Below are 21,119 nucleotides of genomic sequence, written 5' to 3' on the forward strand. Positions count from 1 at the left end.
AAGGGAAGAGCGTTTTGATATGGCGATTACAGCATGGTAGCTAATGCCTCTAAATATATTCCAGGTGTCCTAACTAGATAAAAGCTACTAGCAACACCGATGCTGCTTATAATCTACCCTAAACTATGAATATCCATTGAAGGCTCGATATTCATATGTCCATGACTCCTATTGATATCGAACGCTGGAATAGAAAGGCCCACTTTGAATTTTTTATGAGCAGTGCAGGGTCAACTCGGATAGGCTTAACCCAGCCAGTCGATGTGACAAATCTGGTATCTTTCTGTAAAAAGAATACACTCCCTTTTTATTACAGCCTTATTTTTCTTGTCACGCAGGTGGGAAATGAAATAGCGGGTTTCAGGCATCGTATCGTCAATGGCCAGCCCATTGAGCATGACATACTGCACCCCTTATTTTCTGATTTAGGGGATAATGAGTTATTCAAACTCGTTATGGCAAGAATGGAAACGAATCTGACAGAGTTCGTCCACAAGGCAAGGGAACTTTCACAGGCACAATCTGAGTACCTCCCCGTAGAAAATTTCATCAGCCGCCATGATATCTTGAATATCAGCTGCTACCCCTGGGGTGACTTCTCTGGTCTACAGGTAAAGCCTGTACAGAAAGAAGGTTGTGATCCAGGAATACCTTTTATTTTCTGGGGTAAATACCATCGCCAGGAGGGCCGCCTTGTCACTTCGATGTATATTGAAGTTAATCACTGCTTTCTGGATGGCATCCATCTTTATCAATTTAAACAGCAGTTGGAGGATAAGATTTGTCAACTGGCTTAAAGTTTTAAGCTGGAGCTAGGGGCTCTGGGTAATTTCGTGAACCCGCTCTTAAAGTCGCATAATGTGTACCTTGAAGAGCTATAGAGATGCATATAGCTGCTCAGAGGCTCCCTAGCTAGAACTCCCTCAAATGGTGAAACTTCAGCCCCCAATAAAAAAGGCAATTACCAGTGCAATAAGCCCGAGAGAAGTAAATTGTATAGAAGTCTTCCTGAATTTTGGCACCGCAAAAGCAACCACTAATCCACTAATCAAGCTAAATAGCAGGCTCGCACCAAGCATAATGGATGAGAACCAGAAGAGGGGGCCAGCATGACCTTTATGAATCAGCAGAAATTGATGCCATAGATCATGTTCTTTTACATGAAGTATCGCTGATTGCTTATCCTGGCTAGGCTCCAAATAGACTTGGCGTTTGTAGCCATACCAGCCAATCCACTCATCCTCCAAATAGAAATCTGCCGGCAATGATACTTCTGTGGGCTGAACAAACGGAGATATAGTATCTAGGGTCTCTTGCTCATTGCTGGGTAAGCCCTTGGGTAGAGAAACTGTGTACTCAAATTGTTCGTCGACGCCCCCCTCTATATCAAATAGGTAGAGCACGCCCGTGGCGATATACAAAATGGCAATGGGTAGAAAAAAGCAGGAAAAATAGGTGTGGAGCTTGATCCACAGTAAACGGTATCTGGATTTCATAGGCAACAAAGGGCGCAATGCAAGTGCATTGCGCCCTGATAGTAAATAAACAAATAAAGGAGATTAGAAGCGGTAGTCTACTGACAGTCGAACGTCCCGGCCCGCCTCATAAACTCCAGATACAATATCCCAGCCAGGAATATTGGTATAATCGGCCACGCTGGAGTGATCCCGGTACTGCTCATTAAACAGGTTTTGAACGGCTAAATTCACATTCAGGCGATCATCTGCCAAAGGCTCCCAGTGCAAGTATAGATCGTGCACATCGTAACCAGACTTATCTACGGTTTGGGTGCTATCGATCCAACCAAGTTCTACTGCACGGTGTAAAACCTCAATATTACTCAGCTCATCAACACGAGTGTAGTTCCAGCCCAGTTCTAACTTAGGTGTAATTGCATAGTTAGCGTTCAGGTTATAGGTGTCGCCACGGGCATTCGCCAAGCCATTGTGTTCATAGGCTTCTACGGTATTCCCATTAAGCTCTGAATCATTGTGACTGAAAGCCGCGCTCAGCGTTAAATTATCCCATGCGTAAGAAGCACTGAGTTCAAAGCCGTCGGTTTCTAGCTCACCAACATTTTCGTAGTATGTACCACCTCCGAGCTGATCGAGAATAACGTCATCGATCGTACTGCGGTAGACAGCGGCTTTTAACTCAAGTCCATCCTGGCTGTATTCCAATCCCAGCTCAGTATTGTCGACGGTTTCTGCATCTAGGTCAGGTGCAAGTTCTGCCGATTCCAGCGTAAACCCATCTCCAACTTCCTTGCCGCGCATCGCTGTTGCGTGGCCCAGGGTGAGGGTGATCGCATCGGTCAAAGAGTAACTCATACCGATATTGGGGCTGAAACCTTGGCTATCAGTCTCATCGCCATGGGTTACTTGCTCCAGCTCGTATTCGTCGTAGCGGAGACCAAAACTCAGTAATAGTTCGTCTGTTGCCTGCCAATGGTCCTGAATGTAGGCACTGCGAACCTGGCCTTCTTCGCGGAAAGAGATACCGGTATAAGGCTCCGAGAGGTAGCGGCTTTCCACTTCATCCTCACGGGCTTCGATGCCGTAGGTGAGGGTGTGCTGGCCGATATTGCTGGTATTACGCAAATCAAAGCCAAGGGTTTCTACTGAGGCACCGTACTTACCCCATCTATCGAATACATTCTGCTCCACTTCTGACTTTGTGTGATATACGGTAGTCTCAAGATTGATCAACGCGCTGGGAGCAAATTGGTGATTCACGACAAAAGTCTGGCGGTCAGCATCCATTGGGTAGAGAGTATCTCCCTCAAGGGCAGGCCAGTTGGGGCGTTGGCCGTACTCTCCAGATTCATCCCGTTGTTCGAAGCTGAGGCTCAACTTTTGATTTTCAGATAAATCGCCACTTAATTTTATAAAGGCGAAATCCTGCTCGGCAGCAGTACCATAGATAGTGTCACCGTCGCCATCCTCCATCTCATCGCGATCAACGGTCACAAATGATCCGAGCAGTCCCCAGTTGTCAGTGATTTTTCCATAAACTGAAGCACTGGCTTTTTCGCCATCATTGCTAAAGAACGAGCCTTTCACTATTGCGCCAAACTGCTCGCCTTCATCGAGTAGGTCGTCCGCATCTTTGGTCTCAAAGCGGATAGCACCGCCAATAGCGCCAGCACCGCTGGTAGCTTCGCCTGCGCCAGCTTGCACTTCAACTTTCTGCAGCAACTCCGGCTCTATGGATACCCGGCCAATATGGTGGAAGAGGGTACTGGTTTGAGGAGCACCATCAACGGTAACGTTGAGAAGGGTGTCTTCCATGCCACGGATATAGACTTTCTGCGCAATACCCACCGATCCACCAACAGATACGGACGGAATCTGGCGGAAGACATCACTGAGATCATTTGCCTGCTGCTTATCGAGCTCTTCTGGGGTGATCTCGGTATCAGTCGCCACGCCGACAACTACTACAGTTTCCATCGCGGCTTCAGCGTTATCTTCTTGCTTTTGTACTTCCTGTGCCTGGCTGATGCCAGAGGCCAGGGCACTGGATACCATCAAGGGGAGTAACGCGTATTTATTGTGGGAAATATTGCGGGCCATTGGCTGTCCTTCACAGAGTTACCTATTTGCTAATGCGAATTATTCCTATTGGCAACTGTGAAGTACAGCAGTGTTGCATTTGTTACATTTAGTTGCATCAGTGTGTTGGAGAGTTACCTTATGCAGGCTCCAAAGATTGAGTGGGGAGAGTTACTCTCATACACAATCCTCCTACAGAGCGGTTGGAGGCTTCTATGGTTCCGCCCACGCTATGTAGCTGGCGTCGCGCCAACGCCAGGCCCAGCCCAAAATTTTTCGATTTTGATGTGCGAGACTGATCTGCTCGGAAGAAAGGCTTAAAGATACTGTCCAGTAGTGCTTCAGGAACTCCGGGGCCAGAGTCTTCAATATCAATAACAAATTTATTTTTCGTATTTCCCTCCAGAAGGACATGAACGGCTTGTCCCTTCGGAGTATAGCGCATGGCGTTACGCAAGATATTTTCCAAGGCTTGTCCCACTGCCTTGTGATTAGACTGTCTTATTTCAGCCGAGTCTGGCAAATGAGTGCAGATAGTGCGATCGGGAAATTCGAAACGGGCATCCTCGACAATCACATCGATAAGGTCGACCAGATCCAAGTCTTCGATACCTATAGAAGGCTGTTCGTTATCCAGCCAGGCAAGGGTGAGCGTATCATCTACCAGGCGCCTGATATGAGCAGACTCCCGCTGAATTCTCTGGATATTTTTATCATCAGCGTGACTTGCTCCAGCTCCCTCTATGGCAATATCCAGTCGGGTGAGTGGAGTTCTGAGTTCGTGAGATAGATCCGCGATTAGCTGGCGCTGGTTGACGATTTGCTCGCCTATTCGAGTTGCCATTTGATCAAAAGTTTTGGCTAATTCAGAAATCTCATCGTCACGATTTCCCAATTGGCGGTGCACTCGAACATCAAAGTTTCCCCGACTAAACTCACGTGTTGCCTGCTCTAGTTTGCGCAGCGGGTGCATAATATGGCGATAGAGCATCACGGAAACTAAAGCTAAGATTCCCATTGGTAGGAGTATTTGCAGCAAGAGTCGCGTTGTTTTCCAGTAGCTGCCAGGGCGCATCCTATCGGGAAGAAGTACTAAGAGGCTGGTTTGCTCGGTTGCAAAAGGAATTTCCATCACCGGGTTTTCTTCAAAATACAGGTGGACCTTCCAATCCACATCCCGGCCGAGGTTATAGCCGATGTAACGATGTTCATTTCCCGTCGCACCAGCTACATGGATTAACTCATACTGGGTAACTGTGGCCCAGGTGTTTTCCTTCTCCTGTAATTCTTTTAACCACTGTTCCAATTCCCCCTCGTTGCCGGAGAGAAACCGCGCTTCCGCCTCCTTTCCCCACTCTTTCAATTCCTCTCGATGAGATGCCTCCAGCATACTCATCTGCTCCTCGGTGCGAATAGTCAGGGAGTTGATCAGGTAAAAGAGAGAGACAATGCCCGCAGTAATCAGAAGGCATAGTTTCCAAAAAAGTTTGCGGTTCATTTCAAACAGTACCCTCTGCCATGCACTGTTTGTAATCGGTCTCCACGCCATCCTGCTCCAGTCAGCTTGCGCCTGATTCGACTCAAGTGCATGTCCAAACTGCGGTCATAGGCACCCAGAGTACGGTTGAGAACTTGCTGTGAGAGATAGGCTTTGCTCAATACCTCTCCCCGGTGAACCGCTAACTCCCACAACAATTTAAACTGGGTAGCGGTAAAATCAATTGCAAGATCGCCGGTGAATGCTTGCTGAGCATTCAAATCGAGTTGCAGGTTGTCGATTTCTGTATGGTGGACGGCCTCCATCATCGCTGGTTGACTGCGGCGCAATAGCGCCTCAACTCTCAGTAACAGTTCGGTCTTGTTAAATGGCTTCGCCACATAATCATCCGCTCCGTGACGAAAACCGGCGATTCTCTCCTCTTCAGCGCCCTTGGCAGTTAGGATGATGACCGGAACCTGACTGGTTTTGCGTAAAATTTTGAGTAGAGAAATACCGTCCATTTCCGGCAGCATCAAATCGAGCAAAACTAATTGAGGTTGTTGCCTGGCAGCTTCCAGCAATGCGGTATTGCCATCAAAGCAAGCGTTGACCTGGTATCCTGCGCTTTGGATCATTTCGCAAAGTTGGTCGTTGAGACCGCGATCGTCTTCAACGATAAGGATGTTGGATTGTGTGGAAGGTTTTTGGCTCATGAAGACATTGGCTGTATGCAAACTGGTTGTGGAGCAAATTACCACAATGAGCAAAGCCTAAATATAGTTAGTTGAAGAGATGAGTATTTGTTCAATCATAGCGCTGGGCTGAACTGCTGATGAGCTCCAATAACTTGGCATTGTATGCTTGAGCATAAAATTTATTGTGTTCGTGCTGCTCGCTATCCAGAGCGTAATCTTCAATATGGAAGCCGGTTCCACATAAGAAAAAAGTTTCCTGAGGTCTGAACTCAGCATACTTACCTTGCAAGTCTTCTTCTAGTATCCCGGGCGCTACATGACCAACCCCTGGAGAATAAACATCCACGAACTTAGCCCGTTTATGAATAAAATCATCTTCCGCATCAATGAATCCACGCTCCGCTGACAGCACGGGATCGCTGGCTATTGCAATCAATTCATAGCTTTTTGAAAGTTCAGCCCATCCCCAAGCGACTACACCAGCGAGAAGGCCCGTGCCCAGAAGAAAGGTATTTCTAAGAGTTGACGTCAATGTCTCCACCTGTGGAAGCCCTAAGGCTTCGTCCTAAATAGGAAAAATAGGCTGTGAAAGCCTGGTTAATTCTTTTGCGTTGCTGCCCCTGTGGATACAGTCCCAACTTTGCCTCTTGACTAGCCTTTGAGCCAGCAACCAAAAAATTATTGTTGATACTGGCATCCTGAATAAATGCTTCGAAAGCCCGAGCACTCAGCTCTACAGGCTCACTGTAATAGACAGAACCATTAGCTTTATCGGCACTGACGGAAGCAGTCACCATGTCACTGGGGTTATTACCACTCTCATCCAGCATCACAGTTTTAAAGCACGCAAAAAGTAAGTCATTGAGCGGGTGGGGTACTGGAGTTGCATTCCGCAACCAGGCCTCTGAGGCATACATGGTACTGGACGTATCACTGAACGCTTTTTGGGCCAAGTAATGATCAAATGCATGAAACCATTCATGGGCAATGGAGCCAGGCCCCGCATTCTTGGCAAGAGAAAAGCTCCGGGCAGTAGGGTCATAAAAGGCAGCCATCCCTGGGCGCCCGCCGATTCCATATTGAAAAGACAATGTACCTCGGAGGGATACCAACGCTTCCGGTCCTTGAAGAATGGTCATTAGATCAACAAGTGCATCATAAAAAAGTCCTGCGGCCCGATCGCGCTCCTCGCGAGTGACCCATCGGCCAACAGCAATCGAGCGAAAGCCGAATCGCTTCCTGACATCCACAAACGAAACGGGTTGTCGTTGCTGGGTTGCAGTGTGACCACTGCGATAAAATGCCCTGGTCAGGACCATAATCAATGCCAGTCGATTGGAGGAGGGTGGATATTAATCCTCTGGATTGAAGGCTTGCAAGAAACGGGGAGTGCTTCTATTCCTGTCAACGAATCCAACTGCTTTCTATTCCACCCAGTCAGAAAAGTAATCAACCAAATAGTCAATCGCCATTCGCGCTCGCATCGGCAAAAAGCGACGATTCTGATACACGATCCAGCTACTGGCGCCGCGCCCACAAAAAGATTCCAAGATGGGCTCCAGTAAGCCCTGTTGAATTGAACCACTGAAACTGCTTTTGGGCATATAAGCTATACCCAGGCCTTGTTCGCAAGCTTTAACGATCGCATGGGCATTATTCGTTCTCCAGCGCCCACTAACCTTTACGCTTACAGGCTCCCCATTCAGGTCAAAAACCCATTCATCATTGTTAGCTACCAAGCAACTCTGCGTTTTTAGTTGATCGGGGTGATTGGGAATACCATTTTCTTTCAGGTAACTCGGGCTTGCGACGGCCATCATTTGGCGGTCGGCCAGTTTACGAGCAACTAAGCCGGAATCCTCAAGGCGACCATAGCGTATGGCAAAATCAATCCCATCCTCGACGAAATTGACCATCCTGCTATTGAAGTCCATGTCGATTTTCAACCCCGGGTGTTTCAAGCCAAACTCCATCAGGGCAGGGGCAACATATTGCTCAGCAAAGATACCAGCACCGCTAACTCTTAGTGTTCCATTGAGCTGAAACTGTTGCTGGCTAACCTGCTCATTCGCCTGTTGCAGGCCAATCACTAATTCTTTACACCGCTGGTAATAGGCGGTCCCGGCCTGGGTCAGACTTACCTGACGTGTTGAGCGGGCCAAAAGAGATGAGCCCAAGCGCTCCTCCAGGCGGGAGACCTGCCTACTCACATGGCTAGTACTGCAGCCGAGTTGCTTGGCAGCCGCTGAGAAACCTTGGCTTTCTGCCACCGCTACAAACTCGACTATACCGTCAAAATTTTCCATGTTTCTCAATCTCGATTATTGCCACTCTGCAAAGGTATTTAACAGATTTCACGCATTATCAGCAAAAGAGGGACAATCTACAATCCCTCCCCAATGAATACTGACCAACAGAGGAAAGAAACATGAAGAAAGTACTTATTCCAGTGACAAACCACGCCACCCTTGGTGAAACTGACCAGGCAAATGGCACCTACTCACCTGAGTTGACTCACGCGATTCATGTATTTATGGAGAGTGGAGTCGACTATGACATCGCCTCCATTGAAGGGGGTAAAGCACCAATCTATGGCACCGATATCGAGGGTGACGATGTCAATCAAAAAGTACTAAATGATTCTGAATTCCAAAATCGTATCAATAACACCATTCCTGTGAGTCAATTGAATATTTCTGACTATGATGCGGTCTTTTATCCGGGCGGATTTGGTCTGCTTTCTGACTTGGTAACTAATGAAGATTTCGCAAAGTTGAGTGCCAAGCACTACGAAGAGGGCGGTATCTTAGCAGCAGTATGCCATGGCCCTGCCGGTTTCCTGCCTATCACTCTCAGTAATGGTGAGAAGCTTCTGGCCAGCAAATCCGTAACTGGTTTCACCCGTGAGGAGGAGATCGACTTCGGCACTATTAATGATATTCCGTTTTTGCTGGAAGAATCTCTGGCAAGGGGAGCTGCACGTTATAGCAAAGTACAGCCATGGCAGGAATTTGTTATTGAAGATGGGCGGGTGATTAGTGGCCAGAACCCAGCGAGTGCCCACGGTGTTGGCGTTGCCATTGTCAAGCAACTGGCTAACTAAGTGACCTTCGCAGCCGACCCTCCTGGGTCGGCTGCGATTCTGAGTAGAGGTATCCCAAGTGCAAAATGCGATTATCTACCCATCTCTAATGCTTATTGCAGGCATCGGCATACCGGTAATGGCAACACTAAATAGCGGACTGGGTATCAAGCTTGGTAGTTCAGCCCTGGCAACTACACTGCTATTTCTCGTTGGACTTGTAATCTCCGCAGCCTATCTCTTGAAAACGGAGGGGTTACCCAGTGCTGTTTTTAGCAAAGATATTGCCTGGTACTTTTACTTGGGTGGGATTCTGGTGGCTTTCTATATATTGAGTGTGACTTGGGTGTCGCCAAGGTATGGTGTGGGTAATGCAGTATCTTTCGTTCTTCTGGGGCAACTGCTCGCCATCAGCGTTATCGACCATTTTGGGTTACTGGGTGCGCAGCAAACCAGCTTGGATACCAAGCGCCTTATCGGTCTTGCCATGATGGTTGTTGGCGTACTGTTGGTAGTGAAACGCACTTCTTAATTTCAGAAAAAATGGTTATGTACTGAGAGCATATGGCAAATTTAATCGTTATGGCAAAAGTCACAGTCCGCCCACAATATACTTCTCAGGCATCAGCACTGTTAATCGAGCTGGCATGTAAGTCAGAACAAGAGTCTGGCTGTTTATCATATAAAATTTTACCCTCACTGGATGAAGACAATGTTTTCACTACACTAGAAGTTTGGGAGTCTTCTGAAGCTGAAATGCAGCATTGGAATACAGACCACTTAAAAACCATCATTGCAAAGCTGAATCCACTTCTTGCTGCGGAGGCAAGAATCGAAAAATATTCAGAGGCTCCCTAGCACAGCCGTTATTTTATGTTGCGACTTTTTGTATTCTCACTTTTATAATATCCATATCTTCTTTTTCATTGAAGTGAGTCTAATCGGACATCGGCTTAAAGAAGCGCATATACACCTATGAGATAACCTATCCACTAGTCTACTTTTTGATCTCATAATTAGGAGCGTGGCCTTTCTTATAAACCAGAACTGTTCGCTGAAAGCTCATAAAAGTATCTCCTCGCTGATTAATACCACGGGTTTCTACGCTAACAATACCCTGTGTTGGCCTAGACTTGGATTCACGCTTAGAAATGACCTCACTTTCTGCATAAACCGTGTCACCTTCAAAAACAGGTTTAAGCAGTTTAACTTTGTCCCACTCAAGATTGGCAACAACTTTCTTGCTAATAGTATTTACAGTCATACCCGTGACAATAGCCAATGTCAGAGTACTATCTACTAATGGAAGGTTCCATTCAGTGCTCTCTGCGTAATGGGCATCAAAATGGAGTTGCGCCGTATTCATAGTTAACAGGGTCATCCAGGTATTGTCTGTTCGCGTCAATGTCCTACCTGGGCGGTGCTCGATAATGATACCTTCTACAAAGTCCTCGAAGTAGAAGCCAAAATCTTCGCGATATCGATTGTTGTCAATCTGTTTATAGGGGTTAAATTCCATCAATATTGCCTCCTTGATTGAGTAGCTCTAAGTTCGCTTGGTTATGCCCACAGCACTTGTAGATTTTTGCTGGAGTAGCCTTTAGCTAAGATTATTAAAGTTTGAGATTATTTGCTGGGCCTTAGAGTAGATCGGGATATCTATCATTCGGCCTTCATATTGGCAGGCTTTACCTGAGGATTCATTGTAGATACGAACGATTTCCTTTGCTTCCTTATACTGATCTAGTGTGGGTCTAAAAGATATCTTGATAGTTTTTACTTGTTTAGGGTGAATAGCTGCCTTGCCACTAAAGCCAAGCGATTGAGCCTCATTGAGTTCATTAAGTAGTCCACCTTCATCCTTAAAGTTAAAACAAGGGGAGTCATAGCAAGCTATCTGTTTGAGTGCGGCAGCTTCGACCAATTTCATGCGCGCCCATATGAGTGCTTGTGGGGTGCATTCACAATTCAGATCGGCTGCATAATCAGCGGCCCCAAACATCAAACCTTGCAACTTTTCAGAGCTACAGTTAACGATATCATATAAATTGGATGTTCCCTGAGCGGTTTCAATTAAGGCTATAATCGAAATATCCTTATAGGCTTCGCTCAAGAGCTCACTGATAAGGTTGATATCATGTTGAGATTCTGTTTTCGGATAAAGCACCACATCTATAAATGGCTTTTTATCAATAATTTCAGCCAAATCTTTTATTCCATTGATCGTTGACAAACTATTTATCCGAATTGCACTTATAACACCATTCGAGCTTGGCCTTGAATAAAAATCGATCGCGATATCCCTGGCACTATCTTTGTCCTCCATTGGTACGCTATCTTCAAGATCAATGATTATTCCATTCGCCCCAACTTCAGACGCCTTAGCAAAGCGTTTCGGTTGGTTTCCAGGGGTGAATAACAATGCGGGGAAAAGCTTTAAATTGTTCATTTTATCGCTCAAATAAAGTTCTGCTCTTTGGCCTGCTCCAATAAGCTCTTACGGAATTTAGGGTGTGCGATTTCAATCAAGGCAAGGGTCCGTTCTGTAGTTGATTTCCCCATAAGTCTGCAAGCTCCGTACTCGGTTACCACGTAATCGATATCTAACCGAGAGTCTGTGGTTATAGAATTCAAACGTGGAACTACCCTGGAGGTTTTACCACGCTGTGCCGTTGAGCTACTGGCCAGAATAGTCTTCCCATTTTTTGAGTAGTAAACCCCCCTCACGAAATCCAGTTGCCCGCCAACACCGGAGAATTGATGTCCAATGAATTCCGCATTGACCTGTCCACTGAAATCAATCTCAATAAATGAGTTGACTGAGATCATATTATCGATCTGGGCTATTATTTGGGGTTCATTCACATATGACACGGGCAGACAGAACATAGATGGATTGCCATCTATAAAGTCAAATAGTTCTTTGTCTCCAGCTGCAAAAGTGAATACGCTCACATGAGGGTTAATTGTCTTTCGGGCATTAGTTACTGCTCCAGACTTAATAAGCTTAATCATACCCGGTGTTATTACCTCGGTATGAATGCCCAAATCTTTCTTTTTAGTTAGTTGTTCACACACTGCATTCGGAATAGCGCCAATACCCATTTGGATAGTTGCACCATCAGGTATTAACGGAACAATGTAGTCACCAATTTTTCTATCTAAATCGGTAATCTCTTTTGGAGATTCCTCCGCTAATTCCATATTGTTTTCAACAATGGCATCCACTTCACTAATGTGCAACAAGGTGGCCCCCGCTGTACGTGGCATATTTTCATTCACTTCCACAATTAATCGATTTGCGTGGCGCGACAACTCAATAGCATAATCACCATTAGTGCCAAAGTTGAAATAACCATGCTTATCCATCGGCGCCACAGTTACCAGGAAAGCATCTATTTTAACTTGCTCTCTGATTATTTGAGGATATCGACTAAAAGATATAGGGACATAGTTAATATATTTTTCCCCTTTTGAAAATCCAGCATTTGCTAATTTAACTTCGTCTTTAGTTAGCATTGAAGAGTAAGGCCTAACCCGGTCCATTAGATCTTCTTGAAAGATGGTTTCCGTTGCGACCTTTCCACAACGCATATAATAGACTTTTAAATGTGTAATAAATCCATTTCGAATATGCTTCTCTAGTGCTGAAAGTAGGGCTGGTGGGCTAGCGGTGCGCATACCGATAGAAATAACGCTATCGTCTGGGATTAAATTAACTGCTTCTTCAGGTGTTAGCTGTTTCTTTTTATACAGGGCGTTGTTATCCATAGCAGATTAACCGATTATTTGGCCACACTGTGATCCTTGAAGAGGCTGCTGTCGCTCTTACGGTCCAGTTACAAAGACGCTAATAAGTAGAAAACGTTCATAGACCTGCAATCAAGCACTAATAAGGAAGTAAGAGCTACTAAGCCCTGCGATTATAGTTTGTGAATTAAAGCTTGTTTCAAAAGGGCTAGTGACTTAACGATGAATATCATGCAGCTTGTTTGAGCAGATTCAATTCTATGCAGTCGGTATGTTCTAAAAGCTCCGCAGTTGACCTTTATGCCACGGTGGTATTCGTAAAGTACCTAAATCTCTTAATGGTGTTCCATTAGCTTTAAGTGCTATTCACCAAAGATTACAGCCTGTCAGCTGTCTATAAGAAAGAATGATGTGACTTTAGCTGATCTATCAAGCAGTGGTATGCCAAACCTCAGCAACTACACTTTTGCAAACACTCGTAGATGCCGCACTGGTACTATTCCAAATAGTTCTTTAGCGGTTCCTAAAGCAACCGTTGGAAGTCTATTCATGACAAAGTCAAAACGTCCACTGATTTCCGTCAACCCCTTGAACGGTAAAACTCTGAAGACTTATCACGAAATGTCACAAGAGGATCTCGACAAGGCGATCGGTCGCGCAGACAAAGCCTTTGTAAGCTGGAGAAACCGAAGTTTTAGTGATCGAGCAGTGATACTAAAGCGGGCAAGCAACCTATTTGAGGAGCGATCTGAAGAACTTGCCCGCCTGATGGCGTTAGAGATGGGTAAGAAGCTCAGTGATGGTCAAGGTGAATTGGCACTTTGTGCTGAAATTTTTGACTACTACGCCGAAGAGGGCGAAAAAATCCTAGCTCCACAGCAACTTTCCACCCGCGAAGGGGAGGGTACTTTAGTCTTCCAGCCCTTAGGAGTGGTCTACGGCATTCAGCCATGGAACTTTCCCTTCTACCAACCGGCTCGCTTTACCGCCGCCAACTTGATCGCCGGCAATGTTGTACTTACTAAACATGCCTCTAATGTTCCCCAGTGTGCCGAAGCCTTCGCACAGCTGTTGTTTGACGCAGGGGTACCGGAAGGGGTCTATACCAATCTACCGATCACTTCCGGTGGGGCTGCCCCCATTATTGATGACGATAGGGTCAAAGGAATCTCCTTTACTGGTAGCAATTCCGCCGGGGCAATGGTCGCAGAGCAAGCTGGCCGCAATGTAAAGAAAACTGTTATGGAGCTGGGTGGCGTTGATCCATTTATCGTGCTCGAAGATGCGGATATGGATTTAACGATACAGCGATTTGCGGAGGGAAAGCTGGGCAATTGCGGGCAGATATGTTTGGCTGCGAAGAGAATCATTCTAACGGAGCCCATTGCTGAAGAATTCCTAGACCGCGCTACCAAGCTGTTCCAAGCGCTGAAACCCGGTGACCCTCTTGTAGAAAGCACAGATTACGGTCCGCTATGTACTGAAAAGGCTGCTGAGCAACTGGAGGATCAAGTCAGCAAGTCCGTTAAGGCTGGCGCTCAATTGCTAGTGGGAGGTAAGCGCAATGGCGCATTTATTGAGCCGGGTATATTAACTGAAATACCTGCTGGTTCCCCGGCAGCAGTAGAGGAGTTATTCGGCCCCATCGCTTGTGTTTGGGTGGTTCCCGATGAGGAGGCAGCAGTTAAGCTGGCTAATGACAGCCCCTTTGGCCTGGGTGGTTCTGTCTATACCCAGGATCATGAAAGGGGGCGCCGTGTCGCGGAACAGTTGGAATGTGGTACTGCCTTCGTGAACCATGCCGCTTCAAGCTACGCCAGTATGCCTATGGGAGGAGTGAAGAAATCCGGCTATGGCCGGGAGCTGGGAGAGCTAGGTATTAAAGAGTTTGTCAATCAAAAACTGATACGGTACTTCTAAGTAGCGCAATATAGACGTGGGCACAGCAATGAAAGTACTTGTGGCGGGTGCTAACGGTGCAATCGGTCAAATCCTTGTGGGTAAACTTGTCGACAAAGGGCACGAGGTAACCGCTATGGTCCGCAAAGAGTCCCAACAAGATAATTTGCTTAGTACAGGTGCGCGCCCCATTCTTGGAGATCTGACAAAGAAGGAGTCCCTGAACAATGCGGTAAAGGGGCAAGATGCAGTCATATTTGTTGCGGGCTCCAAGGGGAAAGCATTGGAGTCTGTGGATCGGGATGGTGCTATCCATCTTTGTGATGCAACGAAAAGCGCGGGTATCTCGCGCTTTATTCTATTGAGTTCCATTTTTGCCGGGCGACCAGAGCAGGGGCCTGAAAAGCTCCAACCCTATCTAAAAGCCAAACATATAGCGGATGAATATGTAAAAGAAAGTGGCCTTGATTACACGATATTGAGACCTGGTGCCCTAACTGACACCTTGGGAACGGGGTTAATCAGCATAAGCGATTTATTTGCTGGACCAGACATAGAAATCAGCCGAGCCGATGTTGCAGAGGTAATTACCACTGCGCTAGATGCGCCTAAAACGGTCGGTGCGGTTTTTGAATTCATTGGGGGCGAAACCCCGATTCCTGACGCATTAGCACAGCTAAACTAGGTTTTATCATTCAAGTTAAGAACCTCAACGTCTGATCTATAGCTTGCTCACTATTGCAGCGCTGGACCTCCAACTTTTCAATACCAATACCGCTAAGTTTCTCCCGTATTTGGTTCAGTTCAGCATCAGTTGTAAGACTCGGATGCCTGGTAAGGCGCACTTGCAAAGGTACACTGGATTGAGCGAGAAGCTCCGCACACTGCCAGGGGGCCACGCCACTGCCATCGACACCCGTAATGGAAGGGTAGTTTTCCGGCATTGCTTTGATATCCAACCCCACCCAATCAAGACTTTGGATCAGGCGTTCCAGCCTGCGGGGGTAGATTCCCGCAGTATGAAGCCCGACCTTGAATCCCAGATCCCTGACTTGGGCAATCGCCGGTTCCAGGGCACTCTGGGCGGTGGGTTCCCCACCGGAAAATACAACGGCATCCAGCAAGCCCCGGCGACTGTCTAAAAATGTGCGGATCTGATCCCAGTCATAGGCACTGGGTGCTCGCGCAGGCAGTAGATCGCCGTTATGGCAGTAGCGGCAGCGCCAGGGACATCCCTGGCAAAAAACCACCGCTGCCAACTCGCCGGGGAAGTCGATTGCCGTAAACGACGTGAATCCACCGACACGTAACTTATTACTCATAAGTTTTTAGTGCATTCCTGCTGTTGTCCGCCACAAAGAATTGGCGCTCCCGGTGCTCTGATTGTTTTCCCGGATTCCAAAATGAAACTGGGCGGTGGTACCCCATTACCCGGCTCCATACCTCGCAGCGGGTGCGATCTTCTTCTCTCAAAAAAGTATCTTGTTGGCTCATGGTCTTTCTCCTTGAAAGTATGGTTTAGTCGCTACAACAGGAATGCTCACGGGCCAGGAGAGCTTCGTCGCAGCGTGGGCAGAATTCGTGTTCGCCACTCAGATATCCATGGACCGGGCAAATAGAAAAGCTCGGCGTCACAGTGATATAGGGCAGGCGGTAGTTTTCCAGAGCACGCCGTAGCAAGCGGCGGCAACTATCGGCATCAGGCAACTGCTCGCCCAAATAAAGATGAAGCACAGTGCCACCGGTGTAACGGGATTGGAGGGATTCCTGTCGAGCCAGGGCCTCGAAGGGATCATCGGTAAAGCCCACCGGCAGCTGGGATGAATTGGTGTAGTAGGGCGCTTCACTACTACCTGCCTGCATAATACCTGGGTAACGTTTGCGATCTTCGCGGGCAAACCGATAAGTAGTGCCCTCTGCCGGAGTTGCCTCCAGGTTGTAGAGATGTCCGGTTTGTTCCTGGAATTCAGTCATGCGCATACGGATATGATCGAGTAATTGCTCGGCCAGTTCTTTCCCATCTTCCGTAACTACACTTTCGTTATCCCCACTAAAGTTTCTCAGCATCTCATTGATGCCGTTCACCCCGATCGTGGAGAAGTGGTTGCGCAGAGTCCCCAGGTAGCGGCGAGTGTAGGGAAATAAACCTGCATCCATATGCCGTTGGATGACTTTCCGTTTCACTTCAAGGGAATCACGGGCAAGTATCAGCAGTTTGTCCAGTTGGGTGAGCAGAAGCTGCCAGTTTCCTTTATAGAGATATCCAAGGCGGGCACAGTTGATAGTTACTACGCCGAGCGAACCTGTCTGTTCGGCGGAGCCAAAGAGGCCGTTACCACGCTTTAACAATTCGCGTAGATCAAGCTGTAAGCGGCAGCACATGGAGCGAACCATGTTTGGGCTCAGGTCTGAATTTATAAAGTTTTGAAAATAGGGCAGACCGTAGCGAGCGGTCATGGCAAACAGCCGCTCAGCATTTTCGCTCTCCCAAGGAAAATCCTCACTGATGTTGTATGTGGGAATAGGGAAGGTGAATACCCTACCGCGTGCATCCCCCTCGCTCATGACTTCGATATAGGCGCGGTTGATTAGATCCATTTCTTCTTGCAGGTCGCCATAGGTGAAGGGCATTTCCTGACCGGCAATCACAGGCACCTGCTCGCGCAAATCCTGGGGGCAAACCCAATCGAAAGTGAGATTAGTAAAGGGGGTCTGGGTGCCCCAGCGGGATGGCACATTCAGGTTGAAGATCAGCTCCTGAATGCACTGGCGTACGGTCGCGTAGTCCAGCTGGTCCTTGCGCACAAAAGGCGCAAGATAGGTATCGAAAGAGCTAAATGCTTGCGCGCCCGCCCATTCGTTTTGAAGTGTTCCAAGAAAGTTAACAATCTGTCCGACCGCGCTGGTCAAGTGGGCCGGCGGTGCCGATTCGACTTTTCCCGGAACACCATTCAAGCCTTCATGTAATAGCGTGCGCAGCGACCAACCTGCACAATACCCAGCCAACATATCCAGGTCGTGGATGTGTAAATCGCCATCCCGATGTGCTGCGCCGATCTCAGGGGAATAAACATGATTTAACCAATAGTTGGCAATCATCTTACCTGCGCTGTTCAGGATCAATCCCCCAAGGGAATACCCCTGGTTCGCATTGGCTGCAACTCGCCAATCCGCTTGCTCTAAATACTCTTCAATAGAAGCACCGACATCCACCAGTGTTTGCCGATCAGTGCGCATTTGCGCATGCCGCCCCCGATAAGCGATATAGGCGCGGGCAGTATCAATGTAATCGTTATTGATCAATACCTGCTCAGCAATATTCTGAATCTCTTCAATATCAATGGGCTCACCACTATCAAAGCGGTGCTTGATCACTTTTAGGACAGATTCGGTAAGTTGTTCCGCTTCCTGTTGATCAAAAGATTCCGTTGCCTGGCCAGCACTGAGAAGAGCCAAAGTGATCCTGCGAGCATCAAAAGCCAGTGTCCTGCCATCTCGCTTACGCACCAACAGTTGATCTGAACTTACCTGCGAAATCTGTTCTGAAGCTGGTGCGGCTTCGCTGTCGGGTATAGCGGTACTGGTCATCGGACTTCCTCACAATTTGTGGGAAGAGCATATCGAAGAGACAGGAACACCAATTGATCCAGATCACTATATATGGCGCATTGATTAATAGATGAACACAATATGTTGTGCTCTTGGTGTGGACTTAGATTAGGTACATACCTACTCTCGGCAAGTCCGAAGGCGAGTTCAGTGCCAGTCGGATGTACCTAACTATAGGGAGAATCGCGAAGTGCTTCCTTCAGCCAGGTTACGAAAGCCAACACATTTCCATTTCTTGAATGGCGGCTAGGTATTAATGCGGAATAGGTAAATCCCTCAATCCCTGAAAGCTTGGAGCCTCCTCTAAAAGGAACCAGCCATTGATTGCGCAAAGGATTTTGAACAAGAAGCGAACTTACTAGCGCAATACCCTGGCCAGCCAAGGCGGCCTGGATTACATGATGCTCCTGGTCAAACTGCCGCACGCGAATGCCATCAAGTTTTCTTTTGAGGAGAGTTTGCCAGTTCAGCGGTGGAAGTGATGAGTTGACCCATTTTGTTTCCAGAAGTTGAGCTTCAGAAATATCCCTAATCTGAGTCAGGTAGCTTGGTGCAGCGTAGACACCGATTGTTTCGGTGACCAAGTGGAGAGCATTTTTTGTACTTTCATCATATTTCCCGTACCGAATAGCGACGTCGATGCGTCTATCTCGCTCGATATCACTCACTTCTTCCCCGGTCACTACTGAAACAATGATATCTGGAAATTTCTGATAAAAATTCTCCAGATGGGGCACAAGCCACATAGCAGCAAAGCTTGAAGTCGTACTAACGGTCAGTGTTTTCTTTGAACACGTTATTTCACTCACCGTTTCAGTGAGCTGCTGAAAAATTTGAGAGGTAGTTTGAGCGAGCATCTGCCCTTCAATGGTCAACTGCACGGCACGGGTTTTGCGCTCGAATAATGTTGTACCCAGGGATTCCTCCAAACCCTTTATCTGATGTGATACGGCTGTCGGCGTTATAAAGAGTTCTTCCGCAGCTCTCTTGAAACTGCCCAGTCTGGCGGCGGCATCGAATACTTTGAGGGCGTTGAGGGAGGGTAGGTTTGGGTACACCGATCAGAATCTCTTATAGATGAGCTTTCCTCATCTATAAGAAGAAATAACTCGTTTGTCAAGGGTACTCCCCAGCATCACCATAGATGAACCTTCAGGCGGTTTAGTAAAGGTTCCAGACTATGAAAACACTATTACATATTGACGCTAGTGCCCAGAAGTGGAGCGGCTTAGCAGCACCACAAGACAGTGCGAATATCCCCAGGCATACCTCAATCTCCAAAGCAGTTGCCGCGAGTTTTGTAAGCAGCTGGCTAGAAAAGAGGCCTAAAGATAAAGTTATCCATAGAGATGTCGGTTTAAACCCACCAGGCTTTATTAATCAAGATTGGATTGCCTCGGTTTTTACGCCTGAAGTGGATCGTACCAAGGAGCAGCAGTCCTTGGTCGCGCTTTCTGACACCTTGATTGATGAGCTATCCCAGGCGGATATCATTGTTATGTCCACGTCGATGTATAACTACGGCATGCCTGCCGCACTCAAGGCCTGGTTCGATCAAGTTGTTCGTATCAACAAGACGTTCACCTTTGATTTAGACCGTGGTGACTTCCCCTTAGAGCCTATTATGTCTGGCAAAAAGCTGGTGCTAATCACCTCTGCCGGGGAGTTTGGCTTTGGACAAGGAGGAATCCGTGAGCAAATGAATCACCTGGGGCCACATATCCGAACCTTAAGCCGCTATTTGGGGGTTGAGGAGTTCCATGAAATCAATGCGGAGTACCAGGAATTTGCTGATAAAAGGCACCGGGATTCGATTAAACGAGCTTTCCTCAAAACTCAGGAGTTAACCGCAACGTTGGCTAACTGCCTTTAAAGTTTGCCTGCCAAAGCTAGCTTGTCTCCCCAATGAAGTGGTCAGCGGCTTGTCAGAGTGGCCTCCCGATACTTACTATGCGGAATAGGCGCAAATAGCGTCTTTGCCAGCTCTCAATTTGTGCTCTGGTACAAAAAAGCAAATAAGTATCTGAGGATTTATGAAGCAGCGGGTATTTGGTAATTCATCGGACGACAATGCAACCTTAGCCTCTGGGAACAATTGCCAGTTGATCAGGGTTCGTAGAGACTTAATACCGAATTGCCACCTCTTGGTTTTTCCAAAATCCCAGGGAGAGCCAAGTAAGGAGGAGGTTAGTGAGATGGTTTCACTTGGCATTGAGCATGCAAAAAGCATTGCCAAATAAATAGTCGGTGACCCAGAAACCTATACTCTCCTTTACAGTGGTTATAGTGCTCGACGGGAAAAAGGATGGCATATTCATATCGTATTATTGGGGAATCGATGGAGAAAGGCATGGCTTTATTTGGTATTGGCAGGGAAAAACATTTTACAAGCTACGGGTTTTCGGAAAGATGACGCTCCGAGGGTTAGCCAATGAACCAAAATAGATGGCTCAACCTAATGGGGGCACTCAATCTTCCTGAATCACTTCAGTGCTTCGAAAAGTTAGTTTCTTCGTATGCAGAGAATCACAGGCATTATCATACAGGGCATCACATTGATGCGATGCTGAAGCACTTTGATAAAGTTGCAGAGCTTGCCGAGCACCCCCATGAAGTCGAGCTGGCCATCTGGTTCCACGATGCGATTTACAAGCCGTTTTCTTCTAAGAATGAGGAAAACAGTGCTCTTTGGGCAAAAGAGTTCCTGGTCGATTCCGGGTATAGTCCCGCAGGATCGGATAGGGTGTACCAATTGATAATGGCGACCTGCCACAATTGCACACCAGTTAGTATTGATGAAAAGCTAATTATCGACATTGACTTAACGATCCTGGGAGCCAGCACAAGCGTTTTCGAAGCTTATGAAAAACAAGTCCGTAAAGAGTATCGGCTGGTACCGATTATGATTTACAAAAAGAAACGCAGGGAACTATTAAGAGAATTTTTGTCTCAGAAAAGACTTTATCACACCGATTACTTTCACAGTCACTTTGATGCTCAAGCTCGAAGTAATATTAAAAGAAGTTTACAGGCATTTTGACGTACTCTTG

At 47.1% G+C, this 21,119-nt stretch carries 20 protein-coding genes and 1 pseudogene; 8 read left to right on the forward strand and 13 right to left on the reverse strand.

What is annotated here, in order from left to right:
• The first annotated feature begins 155 nt into the window (after positions 1 to 155).
• Positions 156 to 797 carry a CatA-like O-acetyltransferase gene (locus ACJJI1_RS19485; RefSeq protein WP_444957704.1) on the forward strand — a complete coding sequence of 214 codons (642 nt, stop codon included), beginning with the start codon at positions 156 to 158 and terminating at the stop codon, positions 795 to 797.
• A gap of 141 nt (positions 798 to 938) precedes the next feature.
• Here the strand turns inward: ACJJI1_RS19485 and ACJJI1_RS19490 are convergent, their stop codons facing one another.
• The 7 genes from ACJJI1_RS19490 to ACJJI1_RS19520 all read right to left on the reverse strand — a co-directional run bounded on the left by ACJJI1_RS19490 (position 939) and on the right by ACJJI1_RS19520 (position 8,035).
• Positions 939 to 1,496 carry a PepSY-associated transmembrane domain-containing protein gene (locus ACJJI1_RS19490; protein ID WP_413665787.1) on the reverse strand — a complete coding sequence of 186 codons (558 nt, stop codon included), beginning with the start codon at positions 1,494 to 1,496 and terminating at the stop codon, positions 939 to 941.
• Positions 1,497 to 1,559: 63 nt separating this feature from the next.
• Positions 1,560 to 3,575 carry a TonB-dependent receptor gene (locus ACJJI1_RS19495; protein WP_444913057.1) on the reverse strand — a complete coding sequence of 672 codons (2,016 nt, stop codon included), beginning with the start codon at positions 3,573 to 3,575 and terminating at the stop codon, positions 1,560 to 1,562.
• A 118-nt stretch (positions 3,576 to 3,693) separates the two neighbouring features.
• On the reverse strand, positions 3,694 to 5,052 hold the full coding sequence (locus tag ACJJI1_RS19500; protein WP_444913058.1) for a sensor histidine kinase: 1,359 nt from the start codon (positions 5,050 to 5,052) through the stop codon (positions 3,694 to 3,696).
• Positions 5,049 to 5,747, reverse strand: coding sequence for a response regulator transcription factor (locus tag ACJJI1_RS19505; RefSeq protein WP_444927800.1), 699 nt, complete (start codon positions 5,745 to 5,747; stop codon positions 5,049 to 5,051). The genes ACJJI1_RS19500 and ACJJI1_RS19505 overlap by 4 nt, the downstream gene beginning before the upstream one ends.
• Positions 5,748 to 5,838: 91 nt before the next feature.
• Positions 5,839 to 6,261 carry a hypothetical protein gene (locus tag ACJJI1_RS19510; RefSeq protein ID WP_444927801.1) on the reverse strand — a complete coding sequence of 141 codons (423 nt, stop codon included), beginning with the start codon at positions 6,259 to 6,261 and terminating at the stop codon, positions 5,839 to 5,841.
• Positions 6,245 to 7,048 (reverse strand): CLCA_X family protein, encoded by an 804-nt coding sequence (locus ACJJI1_RS19515; RefSeq protein ID WP_444957705.1) that lies wholly within the window; start codon positions 7,046 to 7,048, stop codon positions 6,245 to 6,247. The genes ACJJI1_RS19510 and ACJJI1_RS19515 overlap by 17 nt, the downstream gene beginning before the upstream one ends.
• A gap of 105 nt (positions 7,049 to 7,153) precedes the next feature.
• Positions 7,154 to 8,035: a LysR family transcriptional regulator gene (locus ACJJI1_RS19520; RefSeq protein WP_108733243.1), complete on the reverse strand. Its 882-nt coding sequence runs from the start codon at positions 8,033 to 8,035 to the stop codon at positions 7,154 to 7,156.
• Positions 8,036 to 8,157: 122 nt separating this feature from the next.
• On the opposite strand from ACJJI1_RS19520, the gene ACJJI1_RS19525 reads away from it, so the two are divergent.
• The 3 genes from ACJJI1_RS19525 to ACJJI1_RS19535 are packed head-to-tail and all read left to right on the forward strand — an operon-like array spanning position 8,158 to position 9,669.
• Positions 8,158 to 8,832, forward strand: coding sequence for a type 1 glutamine amidotransferase domain-containing protein (locus tag ACJJI1_RS19525; protein WP_444957706.1), 675 nt, complete (start codon positions 8,158 to 8,160; stop codon positions 8,830 to 8,832).
• Positions 8,833 to 8,890: 58 nt separating this feature from the next.
• A complete protein-coding gene (locus ACJJI1_RS19530) occupies positions 8,891 to 9,343 on the forward strand; it encodes a DMT family transporter (protein ID WP_444917145.1) in 453 nt (150 codons plus the stop codon).
• A gap of 32 nt (positions 9,344 to 9,375) precedes the next feature.
• Positions 9,376 to 9,669: a putative quinol monooxygenase gene (locus ACJJI1_RS19535; RefSeq protein WP_444957707.1), complete on the forward strand. Its 294-nt coding sequence runs from the start codon at positions 9,376 to 9,378 to the stop codon at positions 9,667 to 9,669.
• A gap of 139 nt (positions 9,670 to 9,808) precedes the next feature.
• Here ACJJI1_RS19535 and ACJJI1_RS19540 read toward each other — a convergent pair whose 3' ends face one another.
• From ACJJI1_RS19540 to ACJJI1_RS19550, 3 genes are all read right to left on the reverse strand, one after another.
• Positions 9,809 to 10,330, reverse strand: a complete 522-nt coding sequence (locus tag ACJJI1_RS19540) for a MaoC/PaaZ C-terminal domain-containing protein (RefSeq protein WP_444913061.1) — start codon at positions 10,328 to 10,330, stop codon at positions 9,809 to 9,811.
• An 81-nt stretch (positions 10,331 to 10,411) separates the two neighbouring features.
• Entirely contained in the window at positions 10,412 to 11,260 is an 849-nt protein-coding gene (locus tag ACJJI1_RS19545; RefSeq protein WP_444957708.1) for an HpcH/HpaI aldolase/citrate lyase family protein, read from the reverse strand.
• Between the two features lie 8 nt (positions 11,261 to 11,268).
• Positions 11,269 to 12,582 carry an acetyl-CoA hydrolase/transferase family protein gene (locus ACJJI1_RS19550; protein ID WP_444957709.1) on the reverse strand — a complete coding sequence of 438 codons (1,314 nt, stop codon included), beginning with the start codon at positions 12,580 to 12,582 and terminating at the stop codon, positions 11,269 to 11,271.
• Between the two features lie 528 nt (positions 12,583 to 13,110).
• Between ACJJI1_RS19550 and ACJJI1_RS19555 the strand changes: the two genes are divergently transcribed.
• Both ACJJI1_RS19555 and ACJJI1_RS19560 read left to right on the forward strand, forming a co-directional pair.
• The gene (locus tag ACJJI1_RS19555; protein WP_444913064.1) at positions 13,111 to 14,481 is read left to right on the forward strand and encodes an NAD-dependent succinate-semialdehyde dehydrogenase; all 1,371 of its coding nucleotides are present in this window, start codon (positions 13,111 to 13,113) and stop codon (positions 14,479 to 14,481) included.
• A 28-nt stretch (positions 14,482 to 14,509) separates the two neighbouring features.
• On the forward strand, positions 14,510 to 15,145 hold the full coding sequence (locus ACJJI1_RS19560) for an SDR family oxidoreductase (RefSeq protein WP_444957710.1): 636 nt from the start codon (positions 14,510 to 14,512) through the stop codon (positions 15,143 to 15,145).
• 10 nt (positions 15,146 to 15,155) lie between these two features.
• Here the strand turns inward: ACJJI1_RS19560 and ACJJI1_RS19565 are convergent, their stop codons facing one another.
• The 3 genes and pseudogenes from ACJJI1_RS19565 to ACJJI1_RS19575 all read right to left on the reverse strand — a co-directional run bounded on the left by ACJJI1_RS19565 (position 15,156) and on the right by ACJJI1_RS19575 (position 19,127).
• Positions 15,156 to 15,782 (reverse strand): anaerobic ribonucleoside-triphosphate reductase activating protein, encoded by a 627-nt coding sequence (locus ACJJI1_RS19565; RefSeq protein WP_444957711.1) that lies wholly within the window; start codon positions 15,780 to 15,782, stop codon positions 15,156 to 15,158.
• Positions 15,775 to 18,048, reverse strand: a pseudogene (locus tag ACJJI1_RS19570) (ribonucleoside triphosphate reductase). The gene ACJJI1_RS19565 and the pseudogene ACJJI1_RS19570 overlap by 8 nt, the downstream one beginning before the upstream one ends.
• A 188-nt stretch (positions 18,049 to 18,236) precedes the next feature.
• A complete protein-coding gene (locus tag ACJJI1_RS19575; protein WP_444957712.1) occupies positions 18,237 to 19,127 on the reverse strand; it encodes a LysR substrate-binding domain-containing protein in 891 nt (296 codons plus the stop codon).
• Between the two features lie 122 nt (positions 19,128 to 19,249).
• On the opposite strand from ACJJI1_RS19575, the gene ACJJI1_RS19580 reads away from it, so the two are divergent.
• Both ACJJI1_RS19580 and ACJJI1_RS19585 read left to right on the forward strand, forming a co-directional pair.
• Positions 19,250 to 19,942 (forward strand): FMN-dependent NADH-azoreductase, encoded by a 693-nt coding sequence (locus ACJJI1_RS19580; RefSeq protein ID WP_444957713.1) that lies wholly within the window; start codon positions 19,250 to 19,252, stop codon positions 19,940 to 19,942.
• A gap of 558 nt (positions 19,943 to 20,500) precedes the next feature.
• Complete coding sequence (locus tag ACJJI1_RS19585) at positions 20,501 to 21,109, forward strand: HD domain-containing protein (protein ID WP_444957714.1); 609 nt, start codon at positions 20,501 to 20,503, stop codon at positions 21,107 to 21,109.
• Positions 21,110 to 21,119: the final 10 nt, after the last annotated feature.

The sequence above is a fragment of the Microbulbifer maximicatervae (SeqCode) genome, assembly GCF_052467065.1.

What these genes read in the sequence shown, in the direction of transcription:
- ACJJI1_RS19485 (WP_444957704.1), top strand. Translation starts at nt 156, where the DNA reads ATGTCCATGACTCCTATTGATATCGAACGCTGGAATAGAAAGGCCCAC.
- ACJJI1_RS19490 (WP_413665787.1), bottom strand. Translation starts at nt 1,496, where the DNA reads ATGAAATCCAGATACCGTTTACTGTGGATCAAGCTCCACACCTATTTT.
- ACJJI1_RS19495 (WP_444913057.1), bottom strand. Translation starts at nt 3,575, where the DNA reads ATGGCCCGCAATATTTCCCACAATAAATACGCGTTACTCCCCTTGATG.
- ACJJI1_RS19500 (WP_444913058.1), bottom strand. Translation starts at nt 5,052, where the DNA reads ATGAACCGCAAACTTTTTTGGAAACTATGCCTTCTGATTACTGCGGGC.
- ACJJI1_RS19505 (WP_444927800.1), bottom strand. Translation starts at nt 5,747, where the DNA reads ATGAGCCAAAAACCTTCCACACAATCCAACATCCTTATCGTTGAAGAC.
- ACJJI1_RS19515 (WP_444957705.1), bottom strand. Translation starts at nt 7,048, where the DNA reads ATGGTCCTGACCAGGGCATTTTATCGCAGTGGTCACACTGCAACCCAG.
- ACJJI1_RS19520 (WP_108733243.1), bottom strand. Translation starts at nt 8,035, where the DNA reads ATGGAAAATTTTGACGGTATAGTCGAGTTTGTAGCGGTGGCAGAAAGC.
- ACJJI1_RS19525 (WP_444957706.1), top strand. Translation starts at nt 8,158, where the DNA reads ATGAAGAAAGTACTTATTCCAGTGACAAACCACGCCACCCTTGGTGAA.
- ACJJI1_RS19535 (WP_444957707.1), top strand. Translation starts at nt 9,376, where the DNA reads ATGGCAAATTTAATCGTTATGGCAAAAGTCACAGTCCGCCCACAATAT.
- ACJJI1_RS19540 (WP_444913061.1), bottom strand. Translation starts at nt 10,330, where the DNA reads ATGGAATTTAACCCCTATAAACAGATTGACAACAATCGATATCGCGAA.
- ACJJI1_RS19545 (WP_444957708.1), bottom strand. Translation starts at nt 11,260, where the DNA reads ATGAACAATTTAAAGCTTTTCCCCGCATTGTTATTCACCCCTGGAAAC.
- ACJJI1_RS19550 (WP_444957709.1), bottom strand. Translation starts at nt 12,582, where the DNA reads ATGGATAACAACGCCCTGTATAAAAAGAAACAGCTAACACCTGAAGAA.
- ACJJI1_RS19555 (WP_444913064.1), top strand. Translation starts at nt 13,111, where the DNA reads ATGACAAAGTCAAAACGTCCACTGATTTCCGTCAACCCCTTGAACGGT.
- ACJJI1_RS19560 (WP_444957710.1), top strand. Translation starts at nt 14,510, where the DNA reads ATGAAAGTACTTGTGGCGGGTGCTAACGGTGCAATCGGTCAAATCCTT.
- ACJJI1_RS19565 (WP_444957711.1), bottom strand. Translation starts at nt 15,782, where the DNA reads ATGAGTAATAAGTTACGTGTCGGTGGATTCACGTCGTTTACGGCAATC.
- ACJJI1_RS19580 (WP_444957713.1), top strand. Translation starts at nt 19,250, where the DNA reads ATGAAAACACTATTACATATTGACGCTAGTGCCCAGAAGTGGAGCGGC.
- ACJJI1_RS19585 (WP_444957714.1), top strand. Translation starts at nt 20,501, where the DNA reads ATGAACCAAAATAGATGGCTCAACCTAATGGGGGCACTCAATCTTCCT.